The organism is Achromobacter insuavis (assembly GCF_902859645.1).
In the GTDB taxonomy this organism is placed as follows: Bacteria; Pseudomonadota; Gammaproteobacteria; order Burkholderiales; family Burkholderiaceae_B; genus Achromobacter; species Achromobacter insuavis.
Genome location: NZ_CADIJR010000005.1, coordinates 98,298 through 122,889, shown reverse-complemented (window position 1 = coordinate 122,889; position 24,592 = coordinate 98,298). Strand labels below are relative to the sequence as shown.

Below are 24,592 nucleotides of genomic sequence, written 5' to 3'. Positions count from 1 at the left end.
TGTTTATCGGCTCGGGGCGGCGGGGGCGGCAGCCTGGGGGGCGGGGGGCGCCTGCGTGCCGCCGCCCAGCGCGGCGTACAGGCCGACCCGGGCCGACAGCAGCGCGCGGCGCGTCTGCACCAGCGTTTGCTGGGCCGCCAGCAGGTCGCGTTGGGCGTCCAGCACTTCCAGGTAGGGCGAGGCGCCATGGTCGTAGCGCAGCTTGGCCAGGCGCGCGCGCTCGGCCTGCGCGGCGACGGTGGCGCGCAGCACCTGCACCTGTTCGGCCAGCCAGCGGCGCGCCGACAGCGCGTCGGCGACATCCTTGAACGCGCTCTGGATGGCGCGTTCGTAGCCGGCCACGGCCTGGTCGCGGCGCACTTCGGCCAGGTCCAGGTTGGCGCCGCGGCGGCCGGCGTCGAAGATCGGCAGGTCGATGCTGGGCGCGAAATTCCAGGCGCGGCTGCCGCTGCCGAACAGGCCGTCCAGTTCGGCGCTGGCGGTGCCGAAGGCGCCGGTCAGCGTGATGCGCGGGAAGAAGGCGGCGCGGGCCGCGCCGATGTTGGCATTGGCCGCGCGCAGCTGGTGTTCGGCCGCGACGATGTCGGGGCGGTTCGCCAGCAGGTCCGAGGGCAGGCCGGCGGGCAGGTCGCGCATCACGCTGTCGTCATCCAGGCCGGCTTGCGGCAGCGGCAGCGCCAGCGGCTTGCCGGTCAGCAGCTCCAGCGCGTGGGCCTGGGTGGCGCGTTCGCGCTCCAGATCGGCGCCGAGCGCCCGGGCCTGCTGCCACAGGGTCTCGACCTGGGTCAGGTCCAGCTTCGAGATCGAACCGACTTCGTAGCGGCGGCGGAAGATGCGCAGCGATTCCTCGCGCGAGGCGATGGTCTCGCGCGTCAGCGCCAGGCGTTCGTCCAGTTCGCGCAGCGACAGGTAGCCGTCGGCCACCTGCGCCACCAGGCTCAGCGTGGCGGCCTCGGCGGCGGCGTCGGACGCCAGGTAGTTTTCCAGCGCGGCGTCCTTCAGGCTGCGCACGCGGCCCCAGAAATCGAGTTCCCAGGTCGCCATGCCCAGGCCTACCTGGTATTGGCTGGCCACTTGCGGCTGGCCGGTCAGGTTCAGGTCGCCGGGGGGGCGGCCGCGGGTGCCGTCGGCCTGCGCGCCAAGGGTGGGGAACTGGTCGGCGCGCTGGATGCCGTAGAGCGCGCGCGCTTCCTCGACCCGCAAGAGCGCCGTGCGCAGGTCGCGGTTGTACGCCAGCGCGTCGGTGATGAGACCCTGCAGCGCCGGGTCGGCGAAGTAGTCGCGCCAACCGATGCGGGCCGCGTCGCGCGTGGCGGTGTCGGCGCCGGCCTGCTCCGGGTAGGCGGCGGCCACCGGCAGGTCGGGACGCGCATAGGGCGGGGCCATGGACACGCAACCCTGCGCCAGCAGCACGGCCAGGACGGCCGGCGCCAATCGGGCGGCGCGCCAGGGCGGAAGGGGACGGCGGGTCATGACTCATTTCTCCATTACGTAGACGCCGGGCGCTTCGCCCAGCGGGGGATAGCCCTTGCGCGCGGCGCCCAGTGCGGGCGGCCTGGCGGGCGGGCCGGACAGCGCATCGAGCCAGGCGCGCCAATGCGGCCACCAGGAGCCCGCGTGCGCGGTCGCCGCCGCCAGCCAGTCGTCGGGCGCGAGCGCCGCGTCGCCGGCCGGCCGCAGCAGGCTGCGGAAACGCCGGCGCGGATGGCCGGGTTCACTGACGATGCCGGCGTTGTGGCCGCCGCTGGTCAGCACGAAGGTCAGCGGCGCGGGCGACAGGTCGTGCAGCTTGTAGACCGAACGCCATGGCGCCACGTGGTCGGTCTCGGTGCCGACGCAGAACGTCGGCAGGGTCAGGTCGCGCAGCTGCACCGCGCGGCCCTCCACCGGGTAGCGGCCCGCGGCCAGGTCGTTGTCCAGGAACAGGCGGCGCAGGTATTCGCTATGCATGCGCGCCGGCATGCGGGTGGCGTCGGCGTTCCAGGCCTGCAGGTCGGTCATGGGGCGGCGCTGGCCCAGCAGGTATTCCGAAGTCATGCGCGACCACACCAGCTGCTGCGAGCGCAGCAGCTGGAACGCGCCGCTCATCTGCTGCGCCGGGAAGTAGCCCAGCGCCGCCATCTGCGCTTCCAGCAGCGCGACCTGGAACGGGTCGATGAACAGCCCCAGTTCGCCGGGTTCGCTGAAATCGGTCTGCGCCGCCAGCAGCGTCAGGCTGGCCAGGCGCCGGTCGCCGTCGCGCGCCATGGCGCTGGCGGCCATCGCCAGCAGCGTGCCGCCCAGGCAGTAGCCCATCGCATGCACGGCCGCGCCGGGGACGATCGCCTCGATCGCCGCCAGCGGCTCGCGCACGCCCAGGCGCAGATAGTCGTCCATGCCCAGGTCGCGCTCGGCCGCCGTGGGGTTCTTCCAGGACACGCAGAACACCGTGTAGCCCTGGCCGACCAGATAGGCGATCAGCGAATTGTGGGGCGACAGGTCCAAGATGTAGTACTTCATGATCCAGGCCGGCACGATGAAGATCGGCTCGGGCCGGGTCCGGGCGGTCGTGGGGCGGTACTGGATCAGCTCGGCCAGCGGGTTGCGCAGCACCACCTGGCCGGGCGTCGTCGCCACTTCGCGGCCGGGGCGGAAATGTTCGGCGCCGGCCGGCGGCAGGCCGCCCAGCTGGCGCAGGCCGTCTTCCCAGGCATGGCGCGCGCCGCGCAGCAGGTTGGCGCCGCCTTCGCGGACGGTCTGGCGCAGCACCAGCGGATTGGCGCAGGGAATATTGTCGGGGGCCAGCGGCTCCAGCCACTGGCGCGCCGCGAAGGCCGCCAGCGCGCGTTGATGGTCATCGGCCAGGGGCAGAGCGCGGGCAAACGCGTCCCAGCCGCGCTGGGCCTGCAGAAAGCCCTGCGACCACAGCGCATAGGGCCACTGCCGCCAGGCGTCGTCATCGAACCGGCCTGCGTGCGCCGCAACCTGCTGGGGGACTGGCGGGGGCTTGTTCGGCATGATGGCTCCGAGGCGCACGGGCGGCGGGAGTGCCGCGGGTGGGGGGCGGATCGTCGCGCAACCGGGCTTGTGGCTCGGCGTCGGACAGATCCGACCTCGTAACCATTGTGCCGCCGCCGTCCTGCGCAATCCTTGATCAAAATCAAGTTAGCGACTGACTGGTCGGTTTTTAATGGATGCGTTGGCCGGTGGCGACACCGCGCGCCAATTCGCACAGGGAGCAGTGGTGATGAGCACGCAACGTCAGCGTCTCCCCCCAACCGTGCGCGTCGGGCAGATCCTCGACGCCGCGCTACAGGAATTCTCGGCCGCCGGCTATGCCGGCGCCCGGATGGACGACATCGCCGCCCGCGCCGGCCTGTCCAAGGGCGGCCTGTACGCGCATTTCGCCAGCAAGGAAGAGGTGTTCGAGGCGCTGCTGGCGCGCTACCTGAGTCCGCCCCGGCTGGACGCCCGCGCCCTGGTCGAGGGCTCGGCCACGCCCCGGCACCTGGCCGAACGCCTCGTCAACCACCTGCACGCCAGCCTGGCCAATCCGGCCATGATCACCGCCATGCGCCTGCTGCTGGCCGAAAGCGGCCGCGTGCCGCACCTGGCGCGGCGCTGGCGCCAGGACACCGCCGACGCCCACCAGGCCGATATCGCCCACCTGCTGCAACTGGCGCGCGAGCGCGGCCTGTGCGGCGACGGCGCCGCGCTGCGCCATCCGTGGCTGCTGCTGTCGCCGGTGGTCCACGCCATCTTCATGGCGATCCTGCTGGGGCCGGACGAGCGCCTGAACCTGCCGGAACGGCGCGAGGCCCACGTGGCGTTGATCTGTGGGTTGCTGTAGTGGCGGTCCGGGTGACCGGCCGGATGCGCGGCGCCGCGCCGCCCTGTATCCTTGCGTAACTCCCCAACGACTGAAGCTGCGAGGACCATGTGCCTACCTCCGGAATGACGGTTCGCGTGCCGTCCTGGCGCTATTTCCCCGTGGCCCTGGCCCTGGTGTTGCCCGTGCTCGCCTGCGTCGCCTGGACCTGGCTGCACGCGCAGCGCAGCGAACGCGCCGACGCGGCCACGGCGGCCCAGATCGTGCGGGTCCAGACCGAGCAGATACTGGCGCGCGCGCTGGACATCCTGCCGCGGGTCACCGACCTGGCGGCCAGATCCTGCGAGGAGGCGCGTCCCGACTTGTACCGCTGGGGCACGCTCAATCCCTATTTCCGTTCCCTGCTGCTGGTCGAGCGCACGCACATCTACTGTTCGTCCGCGCTGGGCGAGGTGGACTACGACTCCGGCGTGTTCCATCGCTGGCCCGTCGGCACGCCGCCGACGCAATGGTTCACCAGCGTGGCCGGCACGCCGCTGGCGCCGGACCGGCCGGCCCTGTTGCTGGGCATGGCCGGCGGCGACGGCCGCGGCGGCGTGGTGGTGGTGGACGGCCGCTATGTGCAGGACGTGCTCAACGCGGTCTCGTCGCTGGGCGCTTATCAAGTGGAGGTCAGGCTGGGCAATGGCGCGCCGATCCACAACGATGGCTGGTCGGCGGCGGGGCTCGAGCAGATGGCCGGATCGACGCATTCGGTCGCCGGGCGCGGCGATCTCGCCATCCGCGTGATGGCGCCGCCCGAGGCGGTGGTGCGCGCCTGGCAGCAATTGCTGGTGGGATATCTGCCGGTGGCCCTGCTGTGCGGCGCGTTGCTGGCGTTCGGCGCCTATCGCCTGCAGGTGAGCCGGCAATCGTTCAAGGAACAACTGCGCCGCGCGATGGCGGCCGACGAATTCCACGTCGAATACCAGCCGGTGTACGGCAACCGCACCGGCCGCTGCGAAGGCGTCGAGGCGTTGATGCGCTGGACCCGGCCGGGCGTGGGCCCGGTGCGGCCGGACATCTTCATCGCGGCGGCCGAGGCCGACAACATGATCGTGCCGCTGACGCAGCACCTGCTCAAGCTGATCCAGCGCGACATGCAGGGCTGGGCCACGCCGCCGGATTTCCACATCGCCGTGAACGTGGCACCGGAACACCTGTCCTGCCCCGCGCTGGTGGAGGACGTGCAGGCCTTCCGGAGCGCCATCCGGCCGTCGCTGATGGTGCTGGAGATCACCGAGCGCAGCCTGATCTCGGACAGCGGCCAGGCCCGCAGGAACATCGACACGCTGCGCGAACAGGGCGTGTTCGTGGCCATCGACGATTTCGGCACGGGGCATTGTTCGCTGTCGTACCTGCAGAAATTCCCGGTCGACTATCTCAAGATCGACAAGGGGTTCGTGCAGGCCATCGAGCCCGGCGGCGAGGAAACGCCCGTGCTCGACGTGATCATCACGCTGTCGCACCGGCTGGGCCTGGCCGTGGTGGCCGAGGGCGTCGAGATGCCGGAGCAGTTCACCTACCTGACGGCGCGCGGCGTGGCCTTCATCCAGGGCTACCTGTTCGCGCGGCCGATGCGTTCGGCCGACTTTGTCCGCTGGTATGCCGAGAACGCGGCGCGGCCGCCGGTGGCGGATGCGGGCGCGCCGGAACCCGCGTGACGCGCGCTAGCTCCAGCAGATGCGGGGCGCCTCGCGCGGCGACGGGAACGACAGGCGCGGCAGGTTCAACAGCGAAAAGCGATGGCTCAGCGACCAGACGGCGGCGACGCGCGGCGACTGCGCGTCGTCGTCGCCGCGGCAGGCCGACGCCGGCGCACAGTCGCCGCAGGCATCCGGCAGGGCCAGCGAGACAAGCAGCAGCGCGACGAGTAGCGAGGCGAGCGCGAGGGCAAGCCGCATGATTTACCTCTTAGGATAAAAAATTATTGTTTTACGATAATTTGTTGCTACACTACAGCAACTTTATGACCCTCGCAACGTGTTCTGGAGACCCCGTGGCTGCAGCGCTGACACCCCCTACCGCCCGGCAGAAGGCCCCCGCCAGGCAGGCCCGCAACCGGCTTGAACGCATTCGCGGCCTGTCCCGCTGGATGCGCGGCCTGCTCATCGCCGCGGCGGTGCTGCTGGTCGCCGCGATGATCGGCATGTGGTTCTTCACGTCCGAGGCGGTGCTGGCTCGCGGCATCTATTCGTTCCTGGGCGTGACGCCGTCGCCCACGCCGACCGATGGCGAGGCCCTGCGCATCAGCCTGTCGCCGACGTTGAACGCGCCGCGCCTGCAATTGGGCTTCGGCTACCGCGTGCTGGGCTTCGCGCTGTTCGGCGTGCTCGCCGGCCTGGCGCTGCGGGGCATCGCGCATGCCTACGCCATGTTCACCGACTTCGGTCGCGGCGACGTGCTCACCGTCGCCACCGCGCGCCGCCTGCGCGGCATCGCCGCGCTGGTCACGGCCTTCAGCGTGGCGGTGCCGGTGTTGAAGACCGTGCTGGTGCTGGCCCTGACGCTGGCCAACGGGCCGGGCGGGCGGCACATGCTGATCGACATCGACGTCAGCGACATCCTGCTGGCCCTGCTGGGCGGCCTGCTGTTCTCGCTGGCCTGGGCCATGGAAGAGGCGGCCCATGTCGCCGAAGAGAACCGGGGATTCATCTGATGGCCATCGTCGTAAGGCTGGATGTGATGCTGGCGCAGCGCAAGATGAAGGCGCGCCAGCTGGCCCAGGAGATCGGCATCACCGAGCCGAACCTGTCGTTGCTCAAGTCGGGCAAGGTCAAGGGCATGCGCTTCGACACGCTGGAACGCATCTGCGAAGTGCTGCAATGCCAGCCTGGCGACCTGCTCGAGTACCAGCCCGGCGCGCCGCCGGACGACGCCGGCGCCGACTGACCGGACCCTCCCGATTTTTCACCGCCCTGCGCGCGGGGGCCACCCGCGCGCAGGATTCCCCACGTCCCTTTGATGGATGCCTGTCGTCATGCCTGTCCTGTTTGCGATTGCCCGCGCCGCGCCGCGCGTCGTTTCCCTGCTGGCCTGCGCCGTGCCATTGGCCGCCTGCGCGCCCACCGCGCTGGCGCCCGGCGCCGCCGCCAACGTGCGCATCACCCATAACGAGCCCGGCAAGGACTGTGCGTTCCTGGGCGATGTCACCGGCAGCCAGGGCAACTTCCTGGCGGGAGCGATCACCTCCAACGCCGACCTGGAGACGGGCGCGCGCAACGACCTGAAGAACCGCGCCGCGGCGCTGGGGGGGAATGTGGTCTACCTGCTGACGCAGCGCGCCGGGCAGACGGGCGGCAAGGACCACCAGGAACAGACCAACGTCACGCTGTCGGGCAACGTCTATCGTTGCGGCTAGCGCGTAGGGGAAGGGACTGGCGCGGCCAGCAACCGCGCCATCGCCGCGGCGGGCGGCCTCAGCCGGCCTTGGTCTGCGGCGTGGCCTTGGCGAAGAACAGCTCGGTGATCGACTGGCTGTCCAGCGGCTCGCCGTTGATGGCGCGGGTCAGCAGTTCGGCGCCGAGCAATTGCACCGAGAACACCAGGTCCGGCTGCACCCGGCGGATCTTCTCCAGGTGCTTGCTGGTGTTGACCAGCGCCACCGTCTTGGCGCCGTCGTCGCCGGTGGCCTCCTTGGCGGCCAGCACGATGAAGGCGTTCTCGGCGTCGTCCTCGCGCAGCGCCAGCACGTAGCGCGCGCGGGCCACGCCCGCGCTGCGCAGCACCTCGACGCTGGACGGATCGCCCTCGATCAGGTCGGTGGCGGCCGGGTATTCCTGCGGCACGCCGGCCGGCACGATGACCGTGACCTCGTCGCCCCGGCGGCGCAGGCCGTCGTAGACGCTCATGGCCAGGGGCGTGGCGCCGGCGATGATGATGTGGTTCTTTCTCATGGCGTTGGAAAACCGGCCCTTGACCAGCCGTTTCAGGTTGCCGCCGATCACCGGGCCGGCGATCGCGCTGATGGAGGTGGCGAAGACGGTGATGCCAAGGATGATAATCGACGCGGTGAACAGCCGCGCCGCGTTGCTGTGCGGCGTGATGTCGCCATAGCCCACCGTCGACATCGAGACGATCGAGAAATACAGCGCGGTCGCCGCGTCCTTGATCGGCGGATTGAATTCATCGCCCAGGTAGAGCGTGCCGAAGACCGCGTAGATCAGCAGCGATACGATGCTGACCAGCGCGAACAGCGAGCCCGCGGTGACGCTGGCGCGGTCGAAGCGGCGCCAGTACGCGATCAGCGCGACCACCAGCACCAGGGTATAGATGCCCAGCCCGGCGCGTCCGCCGTCGCCCAGGATGGCGAAGGTGCCGATACCGATCAGCAGCACCAGCGAGAAGGCCCAGGCGATGCGCGCCTTCAGGATCAGCCCGAGCGCGATGATCTGCAGGCCCACGCCCAGCACCAGCCGCGGGATCTCCAGCAGGCCGACCACCTGCATCACGTCATGCCAGTTGTCGAGCGCGAGCCAGAAGGAATACTCGCGGGCGCGCACTTCGCGCAGCACCGGATGCATGAAGGCATACCCATCCAGCGCCACCAGGATGGCGAGGCACCAGTTGGGCGGAACGAGGGCGATGGTGCGGCGCAATCGGCGCGCGGCGCGGGTCAGCAGAGAGGGCATGGCGGGGGCGTCCTTTGGCAGCATTCTATCGGCCCCCATGCATGGCTTGCTATATCCAATATGTATAGAAGGCTATCAACAAAGAATTACTTGAATTGCGGCCGACGTCCTAAACTTCCTTCATCACGCGGCTATCCGAAAGGAACGCCGCTGATACGGGCGACAAGCCCGCCAGCTGCTAGGGCGGACGAAATCCCCGGGCGTTAATCACGCTGCAGCTTGGGCGGGGACTAGAGACCCCAACCGGGCTCACGGCTAGCCCGTGCGTGAGTTGTACGAGGCACGAATGTTGGAATCGCGTGATCTAGGTAGAAGGCATCAGTGCCGGCTGATGACTCCAGGCTCACGTGTTGTTTTAGCGCGGCGTCTTACCTTCGGGGCAGCGCCGCGTTTTTTTCGCCTGGCGCCAGCCTCCTGGCCCGTAGCGTATCAGTAAGAGGGCGCGTTCGCATCCAGCGTATAGCGGCGCCAGTCTCCCTGTCCTTCCGGACGACCTTCCTCTCCCCCCTCCCGCGGTTCCAGTTCCAGCGTGATGTCCGCCGCGAACATATAGCCCCAGCCATGCACGGCGCGGATCGGCAGCGTCATGTGATGGGCGGCTGCCTTGCGCCGCAGCCGGCTGATCATCACGTCGACGAAGCGGCGCCGCGTGATGGCGCCGTCGGCGTCCTCGGCGCCGTCCGGGTAGAACGCATCGCGGCTGACCTTGCGGTCCGGCGCGTTCACCAGCCGGGTCAGGAAATCGCGCTCTCCCGTGGTCAGGCCGAGGCTGTAGCCCCTCGGGCTGATCAGCGTCCAGCCCTTGTTGACCAGCCGCCAGGCTTCCTGCTGCGGCTCGTCGGCCGCGCCGTCGGCCATCTGGTCGGACATGTCCAGGCCCACCGCGCGCCGCACCAGCGCCTGCAGCACGGCCGCCAGCTCCAGCCCGGTGACATCGGGCGGCAGGCAGGCATCGGCGCCACAGAGCAGGGTGCGGATGCGGTTCTCTTCATTGCCGAAAGGCGCGATGGCGACGATGCCCAGGCCGCGATCGATGGCGCGCAGCCGCACCGCGGCATTGTGGATGTCGGGCAGCGGCGCTTCCAGGATGACCAACGGGCTGGGGCGGCGGGAATAGCGGTCGTAGACGTCGGCCAGGTCATGGCAGCGGCGCACGCTGAATCCGAGGTGGGACAGGGCTTCGACCAGCCGGGCGTGCCTGGCGTCCTCCAGGCCGAGAAAGATGACATCCAGCGTATTGTTCATGGATGCCCGCCTGCGCCTGCGTTGCGTGTCATGCCCCTCTCCCTCTGCTGCGCCATGATGTGGCGGCATCTGGCGATGTTGTCTGGTGGCGGGCGAAGGTCTGAACTGTTGATCCGTGCCGGGGCCACGGCCCGCTGAGGCTACGGTCGGGGTCTGGGACGGCGCCTGGCGCAAGCGCGTTGCGCTCTGGCCGCCGATGATCCGATTCCGCATGGAAGTCACGCCCGTGTTTCATTTAAACACGGGCGTGTTTTTTTGTGAAGATACGTTTCTGTAGTTTCTGCTGGTAACACGGGCTTCGCCGCATATCCGTCCGAAGCGCTTGAAACACTGTTTGTTTATGCAGTTGCGACAATAAAATATTAAGTATTACCGATACATTATTTTCTATTTTTAATCGCTGAATGCCCATAAACTCGGGCCGGCCTTAATGCCCGGCCTGGCGCTTGCGGACCTTGGAGGAGGGAGGCGGGGCCGGCCCAGGCGCATGGACGCAAGCCGATGATAGCAAGGGGTTTTTTCGATTCCCCGCGGCTCCCGGCGCTGGCCGGGGACGGCGTGCCGACACGGGCCGGAGCGGGCCCGCGATTTACGGATTAGCCCCGGAATTGGGGTGTAATCCGTTTATTTGGCGGCAGTATTGAGATGTTTTAATCAAATAAATAAATTCATATTAATGTCTCAGGTTGATCGATTGGACACGTTTAGCCATCGTCTGCGCAATGCAAGAATGCTTCAGGGATGGACACAGAAAGACTTGGCAGTCGCGAGCAACCTGTCGCAAAGCGCTATCGGCAACTATGAGAGCGGCCAACGTCTGCAGCCTTCCAGCGACGCGCTCATCAAGCTGACCCGGGCACTGCGGGTCAATCCCATGTGGCTCAGCACCGGCGAAGGGCCGATGCTCAACCCCGCTTATGCCGAGCCTGCCACGAACGCGAGCGACCGTCCCGAGCAGCCGCCCTGGCCGTTCGAAACGGTGTCGTACGCCACCTATGCGCGCCTGAGCCAACAGGAAAAGCGCCAGATCGAACAGGTGCTGGCGGCCTACATCAAGGCGCGCGGCGAATAGTCCCCACGGCGGCGGATGCGGCGGCTCGTTGCCGCGGCGCCTTCCTGCGCGACGCATCGGGCGCGGCCGCCGTGCCCGTGTCCGCCGGCGGCGGGGCCGCGCGCAGGCGCCGGCGCAGGCGTTCCACCGGATCGGCGATCAGGCTGTTGAGCAACGCGGCAAAGCCGATACAGCCCGCCACCACCAGGGCCGTGAACATGGCCGGCTGGCGCAGCTGGGTGCCGTCGAGCAGCCAGCCGAAGAACAGGATGACCAGCGCGTGGCAGATGTAGATCGGGTAGCTCAGCTCGCCGATGATCTTGTCCAGCCGGTGGCGCGACTGGAACAGGAAGGCCAGCGGCAGCAGCGCCGCGAACAGCAGCACCGCCAGGCCGTCGCGCAGCGTGTGCGGCAGGCCGATGGAAAAATGGACCAGCACGTACAGCGCCAGCAGGCCGGTGCCCAGTTCGGGCAGCCAGGCGGCGCGCCGGCTCCATGCCTGCCAACGCGGCAGCAGCACCTGGTGCGACAGGGATCCCGCCAGGAACAGCGCCAGTTCGGTGGGGAAGAAGCGGTAGGTCCAGGGATCGCTCAGGCCGATGCCGCTGGCGATCAGCGCCGCGCGCAGCGCCAGCGATGCCGCCAGCAGGACCAGCAGGCGCCGCGGCGAATGCAGCACGAAGGGGGCGATCAGGTAGAAACTCATTTCGACGCCCAGCGTCCAGGCCTGCGGCACCAGCAGGCCCTGGTACAGCGGCACGTCGCTGCGCGCGAAGCTGCCAGTGAAGGCCAGCGCGCCCTGGTCGATGCCGAAGAACATCAGCCAGTCCTGCCCCAGGATCAGCAGGTTCGACAGCGCCAGGAACAGCGTGGCGGCCAGCGGCAGGCCGTCGTAGACGCGCCAGAACGCGGCGCCGCCGCCGATGTAGGCCAGCAGCGTCAGCGCGGCCACGGCCAGGTAGACCGGGTACAGGCGCAGCGCGCGGTTGGCGTAGAACCTGCCGGGCGCGCCGCGGTAGTGGTCGGTGGCCGTCAGCACATAGGAGATCAGGAAACCCGAGATCACGTAGAAAAGCTGCACCGCCAGGCGTCCGCCCACCAGCCAGTCGGTCGTGCCGCCGCCCAGGTGATCCAGCACGACGGACAGCGCCAGCAAAGTTCTCAGCATGCCCATCGCCGTGTCTCCGGAAAGGATGGATCTGCCCGGTTCCACGGCCGGTCTGCGCCGGCGGGGCGGAAGGGGTCAGTCGATTCTGCGCGTGGCGCGGGCGCGCCGCCATGCGGCATTCGATGCAGGCCCCCCTGCGCCCGGCGTAACGCATACGGGGCGGCGTGCAGCTTTCGGATTCGGCTGTCGGGGGGAGGCACGGGACGTGCGGGTCCCATGGCGGTTACAGTCGGGGGTGTGTCTTTTCAGGAGTGCTGTCCATGTTTACTTCCCTGTCTTCGCGTTGCCGCCTGCTTGGCATCGGGGTGCTGGCCGTGGCGCTGGCCGGCTGCGCCGGGTCGACCGGGGGCGCGCGCGCCCAGGGCGCCGCGGCCGCCAACGCCGCCAGCAGCGCCGACTCGCTGGCCCAGACCAGCTGGGAACTGGTGCGCTGGACACGCGCTGGCGGCGCCTTGCGCGACATTCCGCATGGCGACAACGGCGAGCCGATCCGCCTGACCTTCCTGGCGCAGGGCAAGCTGTACCGCGCCGAGGGCTTTTCCGGCTGCAATGAATACAAGGGCACGTACAAATTGCAGGCCGGCAAGCTGTCCATCGACGCGCCCGCCTCCACCCGCATGGCCTGCGTGCCGGCCCCGCGCGCCGAGCTGGAAGACGACTATCTGCGCGGCCTGACCGCGATCGACACGTTCACGCTGGACAGCGGTGGCGCGCCGCGCCACCTGACCTTCAACCTGCGCGGCGGCGACGTGCTGGAGTTCGAGCGCCGCCAGGATCCGCCCACGCCCTGAGCGTCGCGCCGCGCTTACAATGGGCGCTGCCCGAGCCCCCCGGCAAGCGTGCCGGCGGCGGGCCGTCTTTGTTTCTTGCGGGAGAGTTCCATGGCCTTGTCCACTTCCTGGCGCTGGATCGCGCCGTGCGCCCTGGCGTTGACGTTGGCGGCCTGCGCATCCCCGCCGCGCACCGCGGACGGGCGCGATCCCCGCTTCCAGCCGGCCGCGGCGTCGGACGTGCTGGCGCAGACCAGCTGGGACCTGGCGCGCTGGACCCGTCCGGGCGGCGCGCTGCGCTCGATCCCGCACCCGTCCTCGGGGTCGCGCCCGCTCACCATCGGCTTCATCCATGACCAGGGCGCCACGCGCGCCACGGGCTTCGCCGGCTGCAACACCTACAGCGCGCCCTACACGGTGGCCAACGGCCAGCTGATCATCCAGTCCAACCCGGTGGCGACGATGATGGCCTGCGCGCCCGTGAGCATGCAGCTCGAACAGGAATTCCTGGCCGGGCTGACGCGCATCACGGCCACCTCGTTCGACAACACCAACAATCCGCAGCGCATGACCTGGGCGCTGAGCAACGGCGATACGCTCGATTTCGGCCGCCGCACCGACCCCGTCGCGGGCGGGCAGGTGGGGCCGACCAAGCTGGTCTACGTCAATGCCGAACGCGTGCCGTGCAATGCCGGCGCCGGCCGCGCCATGTGCTACCAGGTGCGCGACAGCGCGGCGCAGCCGTGGCAGCTCTGGTATGGCGAGATCACCGGCTTCAATTTCCAGCCGGGCATCCGCTACCGCCTGCGGGTGGTCGAGGTCCGGGATCCCAATCCGCCCGCCGACGCCTCGGGGCTGCGCTGGGTGCTGGATACGGTGGTGGAACAGGAAATCGTGCGGCGCTGAGCCGTCGCGTCCACGGCCGCGCTTGACCTGCGGCAAGCGGGCGGCGCGGCCCAGCGATTACTATTACGGGCTTCGCCGTTCCATCCCCGCTTTGCCATGTCTTCCGTCGTCAATATCGCTGCCTACAAATTCGTCTCGCTGGAGGCGCTGCCCGAGCTGCGCGCCCAGCTGCTGGCCGAGGCCGGGGCGGCCGGCCTGAAGGGCACCATCCTGCTGGCCGAGGAAGGCATCAACCTGTTCCTGGCGGGCACGGCAGACGGTATCGACGCCTTCCTGCGGGATCTGCGTGGCGACGCCCGCTTCGCCGACCTGGAAGTGAAGTTCAGCCACAGCGCGCAGGTGCCGTTCCGCAAGCTGCTGGTGAAGATCAAGCGCGAGATCATCCGCATGGACCACCCGACGATCCGGCCCGAGGCCGGCCGCGCGCCGGGTGTGGACGCGAAGACGCTGGCGCGCTGGCTGGCGCAGGGCGCCGACGACAATGGCCGTCCGGTGGTCATGCTTGACACGCGCAACGCCTTCGAAGTCGACGAAGGCACGTTCCGCGACGCCATCGACTGGCGCATCGACCGCTTCACGCAGTTCCCGGCGGCGGTGCAGGCGCACCGCGCCGAGCTGGAAGGCAAGACCGTGGTCAGTTTCTGCACCGGCGGCATCCGCTGCGAGAAGGCCGCGATCTACATGAACGAGGCCGGCATCGACAACGTCTATCAGCTCGACGGCGGCATCCTCAAGTACTTCGAGGAAACCGGCGGGCCGGGGTTCGACGGCAAGTGCTTCGTGTTCGACGAACGCATCTCGCTCGATCCGGCGCTGGCGCCGAGCCAGGACTGATCGCGGGCCCCGGCAGGCGCGCCCGGCGCGATACCGCCGTCAAGGTCTGCCTCAATGAAAAAGCCCGCCGATCGGCGGGCTTTTTCATGGCGCGATTGTGAGGATCAGCGCACGCGCATGCCGGGCTTGGCGCCGGGGAACGGCTCCAGCACGTAGATGCCGGCGTCGACCGCCTCGTCGGCGTGGCTGGCGGCCAGCACCATGCCTTCGGAGACGCCGAACTTCATCTTGCGCGGCGCCAGGTTGGCGACCATGACGGTCAGCTTGCCGATCAGGTCCTCGGGCTGGTAGGCCGACTTGATGCCCGAGAAGACGTTGCGGTGGCGTCCCTCGCCCACGTCCAGCGTCAGGCGCAGCAGCTTGGTCGAGCCTTCGACGTGCTCGCAGTTGACGATCTGCGCGATGCGCAGGTCGACGCGGGCGAAGTCGTCGATCGAGATGGTCTCGGCCAGCGGCTCGCCGCCGGGGATCACGGCGGGGGCGGCGGGCGGCTCGAACAGGTCTTCCAGCATCTGCGGCTCGACGCGCTGCATCAGGTGCTTGAACGGCGCCACGCGCTGCGGCAGCACCGCGGCGTCGGCCCAGGTGAAGTCGGCGTCGGCGGCGAACAGTTCGCGCGCGACGCGCTCGGCCAGGGCCGGCAGCACCGGCGCCAGCATCACCGACAGGGCCTTGAAGCCGGCCAGCGAACGCGAGCAGATGTCCTGCAGCGCGGCCTTCTGCGCGTCGTCGGCGGTGGCGATGCCCTTGGCCAGCACCCACGGCTGGGCCGTGTCGAACGCCTGGTTGATGCGGTCGGCGTAGGCCATGATCTCGCGGATGGCGCGGTTGTACTCGCGCGCCTCGAAGGCGGCGCGGATCGACTCGGCCTGCGCGGCGTATTCGGCCGCCAGCGCGGCGGTGTCGCCCGAATAGGCCAGGGCGCCGTCGAAATGCTTGGTGATGAAACTGGCGGCGCGGCTGGCGATGTTGACGTACTTGCCGACCAGGTCGCTGTTGACGCGGGCGATGAAGTCCTCGGGGTTGAAGTCCATGTCTTCGACCCGGGCGTTCAGCTTGGCGGCAATGTAGTAGCGCATCCATTCGGCGTTCATGCCGAGTTCCAGGTAGCGCAGCGGCGAGATGCCGGTGCCGCGGCTTTTGGACATCTTTTCGCCGCTGACGGTGATGAAGCCGTGCACGTTGACCGCGTCCGGCGTCTTGCGGCCGGCGAACTTCAGCATCGCGGGCCAGAACAGCGCGTGGAAATAGACGATGTCCTTGCCGATGAAGTGGACCTGCTCGGTGCTGCCGGCCGGGTCGAGCAGGGCGTCGAAGTCCAGCCCTTTGACGGCGCAGTACGACTTGAGCGAGGCCAGGTAGCCCACCGGCGCGTCCAGCCAGACGTAGAAGTACTTGCCCGGCGCGTCCGGGATCTCGATGCCGAAATAGGGCGCATCGCGCGAGATGTCCCAGTCGCCGAGCTTGGCCTCGCCGTCCTCGGCGCCCAGCCATTCGCGGGTCTTGGCCAGCATTTCGGGCTGCAGGTGCTTGCCGCCGTTGGCGTTGCTGCCGGTGGTCCATTGCTGCAGGAATTCGACGCAGCGCGGGTCGGACAGCTTGAAGAAGAAGTGGTCCGACGACTTCAGCACCGGCGTGGCGCCGGTCAGGGCCGAATACGGATTGATCAGCTCGGTGGGCGCGTAGACCGCGCCGCAGACCTCGCAGGAATCGCCGTACTGGTCCTTGGCGTGGCACTTGGGGCATTCGCCCTTGATGTAGCGGTCGGCCAGGAACATGCCCTTGACCGGATCGTAAAACTGCTCGATGGAGCGGGTCTCGATCAGGCCCTGGGCCTTGAGCGCGCGATAGATGTCATGCGACAGCGCCACGTTCTCGGGCGAGTCGGTGGTGTGCCAGTGGTCGAAGCGGATGTGGAAGCCGTTCAGGTATTGCGGGCGCTCGGCGGCGTAGCGCGCCACCAGGGCCTGCGGCGTGATGCCTTCCTTCTCGGCCTTCAGCATGATCGGCGCGCCGTGCGCGTCGTCCGCACCCACGAAGTGCACCGTGTGGCCCGCCATTCGCATCGAACGAACCCAGATATCGGCCTGGATGTACTCCATGATGTGGCCGATGTGGAAAGATCCGTTGGCGTAGGGCAGCGCAGTGGTGACAAAAAGGGTGCGAGACATGGTTGTCGATAGAGGTTGAGGGGAAAAAGGGGTTGGCCGGCCATTTTAGGGCAATGGCGCGCAGGGGGCGGACGCGGCCCCCTGAAACGACGCAACCCGCCGGTCGCGCGCGCGGCGCCAGGCGGGTTGGGGGACAGCGTGCCGGTGAACCGGCCGAGCAGGTGCGGCGCGGCCGCCGCGAGGCGCGGCGGGCGCCGGCGATGCCGCGCTCAGCGGATCTCGCGGGCCTCGACGTCGATCACGTCGCCGCGCGGCTGCGTGGCGAACGGGGCGGTGGCGGACTGGAACGGACCCGGACGGGCGCCCTGGCGCTGGCTCCAGTAGGCGCGCACGCCGAAAGGCTTGCCGCGCACCTTGGCGACCACGTACAGGATCGCCACGGCGATCGCCGTGGACAGCATGAAGACCAGCGCCATCGCCATGCCGATCAAGGCCAGGGCGGCGAATAAGACGGCTCGGAAGAAGCGGATAAGAGTATTGGTCATGAAGGTCGGATGCAAAACGCAGCGAAAGGTTCCCGTGTATCCGCTATCCTTTAGGGGATGGCGGCCCGCAGAAGCCGCGCTGCCTACGGAACCATAGTGACATGAGTATAACGATAGAACACATCCGCGCCGCCCTGCGCGCCGCGCACGACCCCAATACCGGCCTGGATCTGGGTGTATCTGTAAAAGATCGTGACATCCAGATCGACGGCGGCCGCGTCGCCGTGGCGCTGGAACTGGGCTATCCGGCCGATGCCGTCCGCGATCAGGTAAGCGAGATCGCCGTGGCGGCGCTGGCCGCCGCTGGCGCGCCCGGGGCCCAGGTGAGCGTGTCCTGGAAGGTGGCGGCGCATGCGGTGCAGAAGGGCCTGAAGCCGCTGCCCAATGTGCGCAACATTATTGCAGTGGCCTCCGGCAAGGGCGGCGTGGGCAAGAGCACCACGGCCGTGAACCTGGCGCTGGCCCTGGCCGCCGAGGGCGCCAAGGTCGGCCTGCTGGACGCCGACATCTACGGCCCCAGCGTGCCGACCATGCTGGGCGTCTCGGGTCGTCCCGAGAGCCTCGACAACAAGAGCATGGAGCCGCTCACCGGCCACGGCCTGCAGGCCAATTCCATCGGTTTCCTGATCGACGCCGATTCGCCCGCCATCTGGCGCGGCCCGATGGTCACCCAGGCGCTCGAACAACTGCTGCGCCAGACCAATTGGCGCGACCTCGACTACCTGATCGTCGACATGCCGCCGGGCACCGGCGACGTCGCCCTGACCCTGGCGCAGAAGGTGCCGGTGGTGGGCGCGGTCATCGTCACCACGCCGCAGGACGTGGCGCTGCTGGACGCCCGCAAGGGCCTGCGCATGTTCCAGAAGGTCGAGGTGCCGATCCTCGGCGTGGTCGAGAACATGGCCATCCACATCTGCTCGCAATGCGGCCATGCCGAACACATCTTCGGCGAGGGCGGCGGCCAGCGCATGGCCCAGCAATATGAAACCCCGTGGCTCGGCAGCCTGCCGCTGACGCTGGCGATCCGCGAGCAGACCGACGCGGGCACGCCCACCGTGGTGGCGGATCCGGGCAGCGAAGCCGCGGGGCTGTACCGCGCCATCGCCAGGAAGCTGGCGGCCGGCGTCGCGGCATTGCCCCGGGACATGGCCGGGAAATTCCCGTCCATCGTCGTGCAGCAGCCGACCTGACGCATGCGGTGGACAGCCCGGGCCTTCTTGGCAGGACTTTGCGTAGTAGCGGGCGAGGCCGTGGCCAAGCGTCCGGAAATCATCGTGGATCCCGGCGGCGTGCCGCCGGCGGCGCTGCAGGCGATCACCGAGGCGGTGGGCGCCATCGCGCGCCTGGCTGAAGACCAGGACGGCGGTGAAATCAACCGCCTGCGCCGCCGCGCGCGCGACGCCACGCTGGCGGCGCTGGCCACCCAGGGCTATTTCTCCCCCACCGTCACGCTCGAGGCCGGCACCGATATCGGCGGCGAAACCTGGGACATCGGCATCGTGCCGGGCAAGCGCACCACGGTGTCGTCGGTCGACCTGACCTTCACCGGCCGCATCACGCGGCCGGAATACGCGCAGCGCGTGCAGAAGCTGCGCGACGACTGGCTGCTCAAGCCCGGCCAGCCGTTCATCAACGCCGACTGGAACAAGGCCAAGTCCGCCCTGCTGGACGAGACCTCGGTGCGCGACTTCATGCTGGCCCGCATGACGGCGTCCGAAGCCGATGTGCAGGCCGACACGGCCTCGGCCGCGTTGCGCGTCACCATCGACAGCGGACCGCAGGTGCGCATGGGCGAACTCAGCACCGATGGCCTGGAGCGAGTGCCGCCCAAGCTCATCACCCGCTACGTGCGCTATTCGCCGGGCTCGCCCTACGACCAGAACCGCCTGGACGAATGGCAGCAGGACCTGCAATCCACGGCTTTCTTCCGCGGCGCCTTCGTGGCCCTGCGGCAGCCGGGCAGCGACGCGCAGGCGACCGAGCCGTTGTCGGACCGGGCCCGCGCCCCGGGCGCGGCCAACCCGGCCGAGGCCGCGCCGGCCGGCGACCCGGTGGTGTCCGGCGCCATGCCGCCGCCGCCGCCCGCCTACGATTCCGACGGCGAGGTGACGCTGCCGGTGCAGGTGCGGGTGGTGGAAGCGCCGCCCAAGCGTTTCTCGGCGTCGCTGGGCGTCGATGACGAGGCGGGCGTGCGGCTGGAATCGCTCTACCGCCAGAACGTGGTGTTCGGCCAGCCGGTGACGATGGAGTCGGGTTTCAGCGTGGACCGGCTGCAGCAGCGCGTCTACACCGATATCCTGCTGCCGCCGACCGAGCGCGGCTACAAGGATTCCGTCGGGGTGCTGGCGCAGCATTCCGACATCCAGGGCCTGGCGGTGACCCGCTACGCCCTGGGCGCCACGCGCAGCCAGGAACGCAAGGGCGCCGGCGACAGCCGCGTCACCTACGAGACCCGCTGGGGCCTGCTGCTGGCGCACGATGACGTCAAGATCGACGGCGGCGACGAATATTCGCTGCCCACGCTGACCGCCACCGGCGAGTGGCTGCGGCGCGACGTGGACAACAAGTACGACCCGCGCGAAGGCAACCTGATCGCGCTGGGCGGCGGCGTGGGCGTGACGCTGGATACCGGCGAGCCCTACACCCGCGCCCGTTTCCGCGCCCAGAAGTGGTGGCCGATCGGCAAGCTGGACGTGCTGACCGTGCGCGGCGAGGTCGGCCGCGTCTGGGCCAACGGCAACGTGCAGGTGCCGGACGATTTCGGCTTCCGCACCGGCGGCGCGCGCTCGATCCGCGGCTACAAGTACCAGAGCATCGGCCTGCAGCGAGACAAGGCCACCGTGGGCGCGCCCACGCTGGTGGTCGGCAGCATCGAGTACGACCACTACTTCAATGAACGCTGGGGCATGGGCGTGTTCGTCGACGCGGGCGACGCGGCACAATCGTTCGGCGACATGTCGCTGGCGGTCGGCTACGGCGTCGGCGCGCGGGTGCGCACGCCGGCCGGTCCGCTGTTCCTGGACGTGGCCTATGGCCAGCGCGAGCGCGACCTGCGCCTGCACTTCTCGCTGGGGATCGCGTTTTGACGGGGCTGCGCCGCTTCCTGCGCCACGTGCTGGTCTGGTGGTTGCCCGGGCTGGCGATGCTGGCCGTGCTGGCGTGCAGCTTCGTGTTCTGGCTGCTGGCCTCGCAGACCGGGTCGCGCCTGCTGCTGACCACCGCCGCCGAGCAACTGGACGGCCAGGCGCTGGCGGTGCGTGGCTCGGTCCTGCGCGGGCTGGAGGTCGGCCGGCTCGACCTGAATGTCAGCGGCACCCGCATCGGCATCAGCGACCTGCGCCTGAACGTGAATTGGCGCGCGCTGGGCAACCGGCTGCTGCACGTGCGCGAACTCTCGGCCAGCAACGTCGAGATCGGCCTGACCGCCGGCGAGGATGCGCCGGCCGATGACAAGCCTGAAGAACCCTTCAGCCTGCCGGCGCTGCCGGTGGACATTGCCGTGGACCGGCTGGCGCTGGGCGAATTCCATCTGCTGCAGGACGGCCAGCCGCTGCCGGTCGAACTGGGCGACCTGAGCGCCACGTTCGCCGCCGGCCAGCAGGGCGCGCAGTTGCGCATCGCCAATCTGCGCGTGGGCCACGAGATCGGCCAGGCCCAACTGAGCGGGCAGGCCGAACTGCTGGGGCTGGCCGACCCCTGGCCGTTCGCCGCGCGGCTGGACGTGACCGCGCGCGGGTCCGGTCCGGAATCGCCGCTGTGCCAGGCCGATCAACTGAGCGGCAGGTTCGCGCCGCCGGCGAAAGCGCCGTCCGAGACGCCCAAGGCGTCGGGCGCGCCCAAGCCCCGCGCCGGCGCGGCCAAGCCGGACGCCGCCAGGGGCAAGGCCGACGCCGCCAAGGCCGCCGCCAGCGGCAAAGCGCCCGCCGGCACTTCGCCGCAGGCCGCCAAGGAAACGGCCGCCAACGTATTCGTCGGCCCGCCCGCGCCCGTCTGCCAGGTGATCCTGCGCGCGGACGCGGCCGGCTCGCTCGAGAGCATCCAGGCCAAGCTGGATGGCGCCGGGGCCGGCCTGGTCGTGGACGTGGCGGCCGACCTGGCGCCGCGCACGCCGCTGGTGCTGCGCAGCGCGCGGGCCGACGCGCGGCTGCCGGACCAGTCGACGCTGTCGGCGCGCCTGGACCTGCAGGCGGTGGATGGCCAGCCGGGCCGCGACCGCATCGTCGGCACGCTCGGGGCGCAGCGCCTGGATCTGGCGCCCTGGCTCGGCGACGCGCTGCCGCCGGCCGTGGTCAGCGCCAATGCGCAATTGAGCGCCGAATTCGAGAACCTCAGCCAGTTGCGCCAGGCCGCGATCGACCTGCGCTTCGACGACGGCGCGCGCTGGAACAGGCAGGTGCTGGCCGGCACGGTCAAGGCGCAGGTGGATATCGCCGCGCCCGCCGCCAACCCGGCCACTCCGGCCGCCGCCGATCTGTTGGCCGGCCTGCGCATCCACGGCCTGGACGTGGACCTGAAGCTGGGCCCGAACCGGGTCCGCGCGCAGGGCGAGATCGGCGGCGCCGACGGCGCGCTGACGCTGGACGCGCAGGCGCCGCAGCTGGACGCGTTCTGGCCCGGCATCCCGGGCGGCGCCGACCTCAAGGGCAAGCTCGGCGGCACCGTCGCCGCCCACAAGGGCGAAATCACCGCCGGCTACAACCCGGCCAGGCCGCGTCCCGGCGTGCTGGGCGAATCGCGCGCCCAGGCCGCCATCGCCTTCACCGGCGGCTGGGGCCAGGGCGCGGCGGGCGAGCCCGATGCCGCCCTGACCGGCTGGCGCGGCACGGTCTCGCGCCTGAGCGCCGACAGCGCCGGCTTCACCGTGTCGGTCGACCGGCCGGTGACGCTGTCATACCTGCCGGCGGCGGTGGCGCCGCAATGGCAGTGGCAAGTGGGCCAGACGGTGATCGGCGTGGCCCTGCCGGGCAAGGAAAAACTGGCGATCGCCCACAAGGGTTCGCGCGGCGACGCCAAGCGCTGGGAAACCGCCGGGCAGGCCGACAACCTGGTGATCACGGCCGCCATGGCGCGCCAGGTGATCGCCGCCGTCGACCCCGAGGCCGCGGCGAAGATGGGCAAGGGCCCGAAGCGCGTCAACGCCACCGTGGCCGAGAGCCAGCGCCGCATCGCGCTGGATGCGTCCTGGGACCTGAAATTCGACGGCCGGCTGGCCGGCCGCGCCCGCATCGCGCGCCGCGACGGCGATCTGCTGATTCCGGGCGATCCGCCCGTGCCGCTGGGGGTGAAGGCGCTGGTGCTGGACCTGACGGCCACGCCGACCTCGGCCAACGCCAGCCGCCTGGACGCCAGGCTGGACCTGGCCACCGACAAGATGGGCAAGATCGCCGGCAACGGCACGGCGGTGCTGGCGATCGACGCCAAGGGCGGCATGGCGCTGGACCCGCGCCAGCCGATCCGCGCCAAGCTGGACGCGGACATCACCGACCTGGCCTGGGTCGGCCTGTTCGTCGGCGATTCGATGGAAATCGGCGGCCAGGTCAAGGCCAACCTCGAGGCCCAGGGCACGCTCAATGGCAAATGGAGCGCCAGCGGCGCGATCCAGGGCGACAAGCTGCGGGTGGTGCGCATCGACGACGGCGTGCGCCTGATCGAGGGCAAGCTGTCGGCGCGCCTGGATGGCGACAGGCTGGTGCTGGACAGCCTGCGCTTCCCGGCCTCGCTGCGGGTCATGCCGGCCGAATGGCGCACCAAGGAATGGATCACCACCAATCCCGAGGCCAAGGACGGCTATGCCGAGGCCAAAGGCCAGTGGAACCTGATCGACGGCGGCGGCAACGTGCGCCTGACGCTGTACCGCTTCCCGGCGCTGCAGCGCTCGGACCGCTACGCCATGGTGTCCGGCACCGTCGACCTGACCGCCGCGATGCCGCGCATCGACATCGTCGGCGACCTGAAGGCGGACGCCGGCTGGTTCAGCCTGGAGATCCTGCAGGGCGTGCCCTCGCTGGACGATGACGTCAAGGTGCGGCGCGCCGGCGACGATCCCGGCGCCGTGTCGACCCCGTTGCAGACCAGCATGAACCTGAAGTTCGACATGGGGCCGCGCTTCTACATCACCGGCATGGGGCTGGACGCCGGCCTGCTGGGGTCGATCCAGATCCTGCTGAACGACGGCCGCCTGACCGGCGTGGGCGCGCTGCGCACCCGCGGCGGCGGCATCGAGGCCTATGGGCAGAAGCTGCGGCTGCGGCGCGGCACGCTGACCTTCCAGGGCCGCCTGGACAATCCGCTGCTGGACATCGAGGCCCTGCGCACCGGCGAACAGGTCGAGGCGGGTGTGAAGGTCGTTGGCACCGCCCAGCGCCCGCGCATCGACCTGGTGTCGTACCCGGATGTCAGCGACGTCGAGAAACTGTCGTGGCTGCTGCTGGGCCGGGGGCCGGACGAAAGCGGCAGCGACGCGGCGCTGCTGCTGTCGGTGGGCACCGCGCTGCTGGGCGGCGGCCAGCCGTTCTACAAGCAGTTCGGGCTGGATGACGTCAGCGTGCGCACCGGCAACCTGGGCAGCTCGGGCAGCATCCTGCCGGACCGCACCGTGGCCGGCGACGTCAACCGCGACAGCGACAGCCAGCTGGCGACGCAGTTCCTGGTGGCCAGCAAGTCGTTCGCCAATGGCATCACCCTCAGCGTCGAGCAGGCGCTGGCGGGCAGCGACACGGTCGGCCGGGCCAGCTACCGGCTGGCGCGCGGCCTGTCGCTGGACCTGAAGGGCGGCTCGGTCAATGGCATCGCGCTGGTCTACCGGACCTTCTTCGGCGATTGACGCCCGTGGCCGTTCCGTCCCCGTTCGGGGACGGGGCGGCGCGCTCGGGATAAAATGACGCCCATTCCATTTCCCCAAGCACTCTCGCCACCATGAGCATCAAAAGCGACCGCTGGATCCGCCGCCAGGCCGAAGCCGGCATGATCGAACCCTTCGAAGCGGGTCAGGTCCGCACGGCCAATGGCGGGCGCATCGTCAGCTACGGCACCAGCAGCTACGGCTACGACGTGCGCTGCGCCGACGAATTCAAGATCTTCACGAACATCAATTCCACCATCGTCGACCCCAAGAATTTCGACGAAGGCTCGTTCGTGGACTTCAAGGGCGATGTCTGCATCATCCCGCCCAACTCGTTCGCGCTGGCCCGCACGGTGGAATACTTCCGCATTCCGCGCAGCGTGCTGACGATCTGCCTGGGCAAGAGCACCTACGCGCGCTGCGGCATCATCGTCAACGTGACGCCGCTGGAACCCGAATGGGAAGGCCACGTCACGCTGGAATTCTCGAACACCACGCCGCTGCCGGCCAAGATCTATGCCGGCGAAGGCTGCGCCCAGATGCTGTTCCTGGAAAGCGACGAGATCTGCGAGACCTCGTACGCCGACCGTGGCGGCAAGTACCAGGGCCAGCGCGGCGTCACGCTGCCGCGCACCTGATAGCC

21 protein-coding genes are annotated in these 24,592 nt (G+C 69.4%); 13 read left to right on the top strand and 8 right to left on the bottom strand.

The window, feature by feature from the left end:
- Window positions 1–3 precede the first annotated feature (3 nt).
- Together H0523_RS05205 and H0523_RS05200 are read right to left on the bottom strand one after the other, a co-directional pair.
- Window positions 4–1,473 carry an efflux transporter outer membrane subunit gene (locus tag H0523_RS05205; protein ID WP_180180031.1) on the bottom strand — a complete coding sequence of 490 codons (1,470 nt, stop codon included), beginning with the start codon at window positions 1,471–1,473 and terminating at the stop codon, window positions 4–6.
- A 3-nt stretch (window positions 1,474–1,476) separates the two neighbouring features.
- Window positions 1,477–2,997 (bottom strand): PHA/PHB synthase family protein, encoded by a 1,521-nt coding sequence (locus H0523_RS05200; RefSeq protein ID WP_054429023.1) that lies wholly within the window; start codon window positions 2,995–2,997, stop codon window positions 1,477–1,479.
- Window positions 2,998–3,226: 229 nt separating this feature from the next.
- On the opposite strand from H0523_RS05200, the gene H0523_RS05195 reads away from it, so the two are divergent.
- Window positions 3,227–3,829, top strand: coding sequence for a TetR/AcrR family transcriptional regulator (locus tag H0523_RS05195; RefSeq protein WP_054429022.1), 603 nt, complete (start codon window positions 3,227–3,229; stop codon window positions 3,827–3,829).
- Window positions 3,830–3,918: 89 nt separating this feature from the next.
- Window positions 3,919–5,511 carry an EAL domain-containing protein gene (locus H0523_RS05190; RefSeq protein ID WP_306670187.1) on the top strand — a complete coding sequence of 531 codons (1,593 nt, stop codon included), beginning with the start codon at window positions 3,919–3,921 and terminating at the stop codon, window positions 5,509–5,511.
- Between the two features lie 6 nt (window positions 5,512–5,517).
- On the opposite strand, the gene H0523_RS05185 is transcribed toward H0523_RS05190, so the two are convergent.
- Complete coding sequence (locus H0523_RS05185; protein WP_054429020.1) at window positions 5,518–5,751, bottom strand: hypothetical protein; 234 nt, start codon at window positions 5,749–5,751, stop codon at window positions 5,518–5,520.
- Between the two features lie 95 nt (window positions 5,752–5,846).
- On the opposite strand from H0523_RS05185, the gene H0523_RS05180 reads away from it, so the two are divergent.
- The 3 genes from H0523_RS05180 to H0523_RS05170 all read left to right on the top strand — a co-directional run bounded on the left by H0523_RS05180 (window position 5,847) and on the right by H0523_RS05170 (window position 7,208).
- A complete protein-coding gene (locus H0523_RS05180) occupies window positions 5,847–6,506 on the top strand; it encodes a hypothetical protein (RefSeq protein ID WP_054429019.1) in 660 nt (219 codons plus the stop codon).
- Entirely contained in the window at window positions 6,506–6,739 is a 234-nt protein-coding gene (locus tag H0523_RS05175) for a helix-turn-helix domain-containing protein (RefSeq protein ID WP_054429018.1), read from the top strand. Before H0523_RS05180 ends, H0523_RS05175 begins: the two co-directional genes overlap by 1 nt.
- An 88-nt stretch (window positions 6,740–6,827) precedes the next feature.
- Window positions 6,828–7,208: a DUF4156 domain-containing protein gene (locus tag H0523_RS05170; protein ID WP_054429017.1), complete on the top strand. Its 381-nt coding sequence runs from the start codon at window positions 6,828–6,830 to the stop codon at window positions 7,206–7,208.
- Window positions 7,209–7,266: 58 nt separating this feature from the next.
- Here H0523_RS05170 and kch read toward each other — a convergent pair whose 3' ends face one another.
- Window positions 7,267–8,466 (bottom strand): voltage-gated potassium channel protein, encoded by a 1,200-nt coding sequence (gene kch, locus H0523_RS05165; RefSeq protein ID WP_369816804.1) that lies wholly within the window; start codon window positions 8,464–8,466, stop codon window positions 7,267–7,269.
- Between the two features lie 441 nt (window positions 8,467–8,907).
- On the bottom strand, window positions 8,908–9,723 hold the full coding sequence (locus tag H0523_RS05160) for a response regulator transcription factor (RefSeq protein WP_054429016.1): 816 nt from the start codon (window positions 9,721–9,723) through the stop codon (window positions 8,908–8,910).
- Between the two features lie 676 nt (window positions 9,724–10,399).
- Between H0523_RS05160 and H0523_RS05155 the strand changes: the two genes are divergently transcribed.
- Window positions 10,400–10,795 carry a helix-turn-helix domain-containing protein gene (locus H0523_RS05155; RefSeq protein ID WP_082380346.1) on the top strand — a complete coding sequence of 132 codons (396 nt, stop codon included), beginning with the start codon at window positions 10,400–10,402 and terminating at the stop codon, window positions 10,793–10,795.
- Here the strand turns inward: H0523_RS05155 and H0523_RS05150 are convergent.
- Window positions 10,776–11,942, bottom strand: a complete 1,167-nt coding sequence (locus H0523_RS05150) for an acyltransferase family protein (RefSeq protein ID WP_338076710.1) — start codon at window positions 11,940–11,942, stop codon at window positions 10,776–10,778. The two genes, H0523_RS05155 and H0523_RS05150, sit on opposite strands and share 20 nt — an antisense overlap.
- A 260-nt stretch (window positions 11,943–12,202) precedes the next feature.
- Between H0523_RS05150 and H0523_RS05145 the strand changes: the two genes are divergently transcribed.
- The 3 genes from H0523_RS05145 to H0523_RS05135 all read left to right on the top strand — a co-directional run bounded on the left by H0523_RS05145 (window position 12,203) and on the right by H0523_RS05135 (window position 14,452).
- Window positions 12,203–12,733, top strand: coding sequence for an META domain-containing protein (locus H0523_RS05145; RefSeq protein ID WP_054429013.1), 531 nt, complete (start codon window positions 12,203–12,205; stop codon window positions 12,731–12,733).
- Between the two features lie 90 nt (window positions 12,734–12,823).
- Window positions 12,824–13,618 carry an META and DUF4377 domain-containing protein gene (locus H0523_RS05140; protein WP_054429012.1) on the top strand — a complete coding sequence of 265 codons (795 nt, stop codon included), beginning with the start codon at window positions 12,824–12,826 and terminating at the stop codon, window positions 13,616–13,618.
- 96 nt (window positions 13,619–13,714) lie between these two features.
- Complete coding sequence (locus H0523_RS05135) at window positions 13,715–14,452, top strand: sulfurtransferase (protein WP_054429011.1); 738 nt, start codon at window positions 13,715–13,717, stop codon at window positions 14,450–14,452.
- Window positions 14,453–14,556: 104 nt separating this feature from the next.
- Here the strand turns inward: H0523_RS05135 and metG are convergent, their stop codons facing one another.
- Both metG and H0523_RS05125 read right to left on the bottom strand, forming a co-directional pair.
- Window positions 14,557–16,623 carry a methionine--tRNA ligase gene (gene metG, locus H0523_RS05130; RefSeq protein WP_054429010.1) on the bottom strand — a complete coding sequence of 689 codons (2,067 nt, stop codon included), beginning with the start codon at window positions 16,621–16,623 and terminating at the stop codon, window positions 14,557–14,559.
- A gap of 209 nt (window positions 16,624–16,832) precedes the next feature.
- On the bottom strand, window positions 16,833–17,108 hold the full coding sequence (locus H0523_RS05125) for a hypothetical protein (protein WP_006226181.1): 276 nt from the start codon (window positions 17,106–17,108) through the stop codon (window positions 16,833–16,835).
- 101 nt (window positions 17,109–17,209) lie between these two features.
- Between H0523_RS05125 and apbC the strand changes: the two genes are divergently transcribed.
- From apbC to dcd, 4 genes are all read left to right on the top strand, one after another.
- On the top strand, window positions 17,210–18,298 hold the full coding sequence (gene apbC / locus H0523_RS05120) for an iron-sulfur cluster carrier protein ApbC (RefSeq protein WP_054429009.1): 1,089 nt from the start codon (window positions 17,210–17,212) through the stop codon (window positions 18,296–18,298).
- A 3-nt stretch (window positions 18,299–18,301) separates the two neighbouring features.
- The gene (locus tag H0523_RS05115) at window positions 18,302–20,194 is read left to right on the top strand and encodes an autotransporter assembly complex protein TamA (RefSeq protein WP_054429008.1); all 1,893 of its coding nucleotides are present in this window, start codon (window positions 18,302–18,304) and stop codon (window positions 20,192–20,194) included.
- Window positions 20,191–23,931: a translocation/assembly module TamB domain-containing protein gene (locus H0523_RS05110; RefSeq protein ID WP_054429007.1), complete on the top strand. Its 3,741-nt coding sequence runs from the start codon at window positions 20,191–20,193 to the stop codon at window positions 23,929–23,931. The genes H0523_RS05115 and H0523_RS05110 overlap by 4 nt, the downstream gene beginning before the upstream one ends.
- A gap of 92 nt (window positions 23,932–24,023) precedes the next feature.
- Window positions 24,024–24,587: a dCTP deaminase gene (dcd, locus tag H0523_RS05105; RefSeq protein ID WP_006385856.1), complete on the top strand. Its 564-nt coding sequence runs from the start codon at window positions 24,024–24,026 to the stop codon at window positions 24,585–24,587.
- Window positions 24,588–24,592 lie beyond the last annotated feature (5 nt).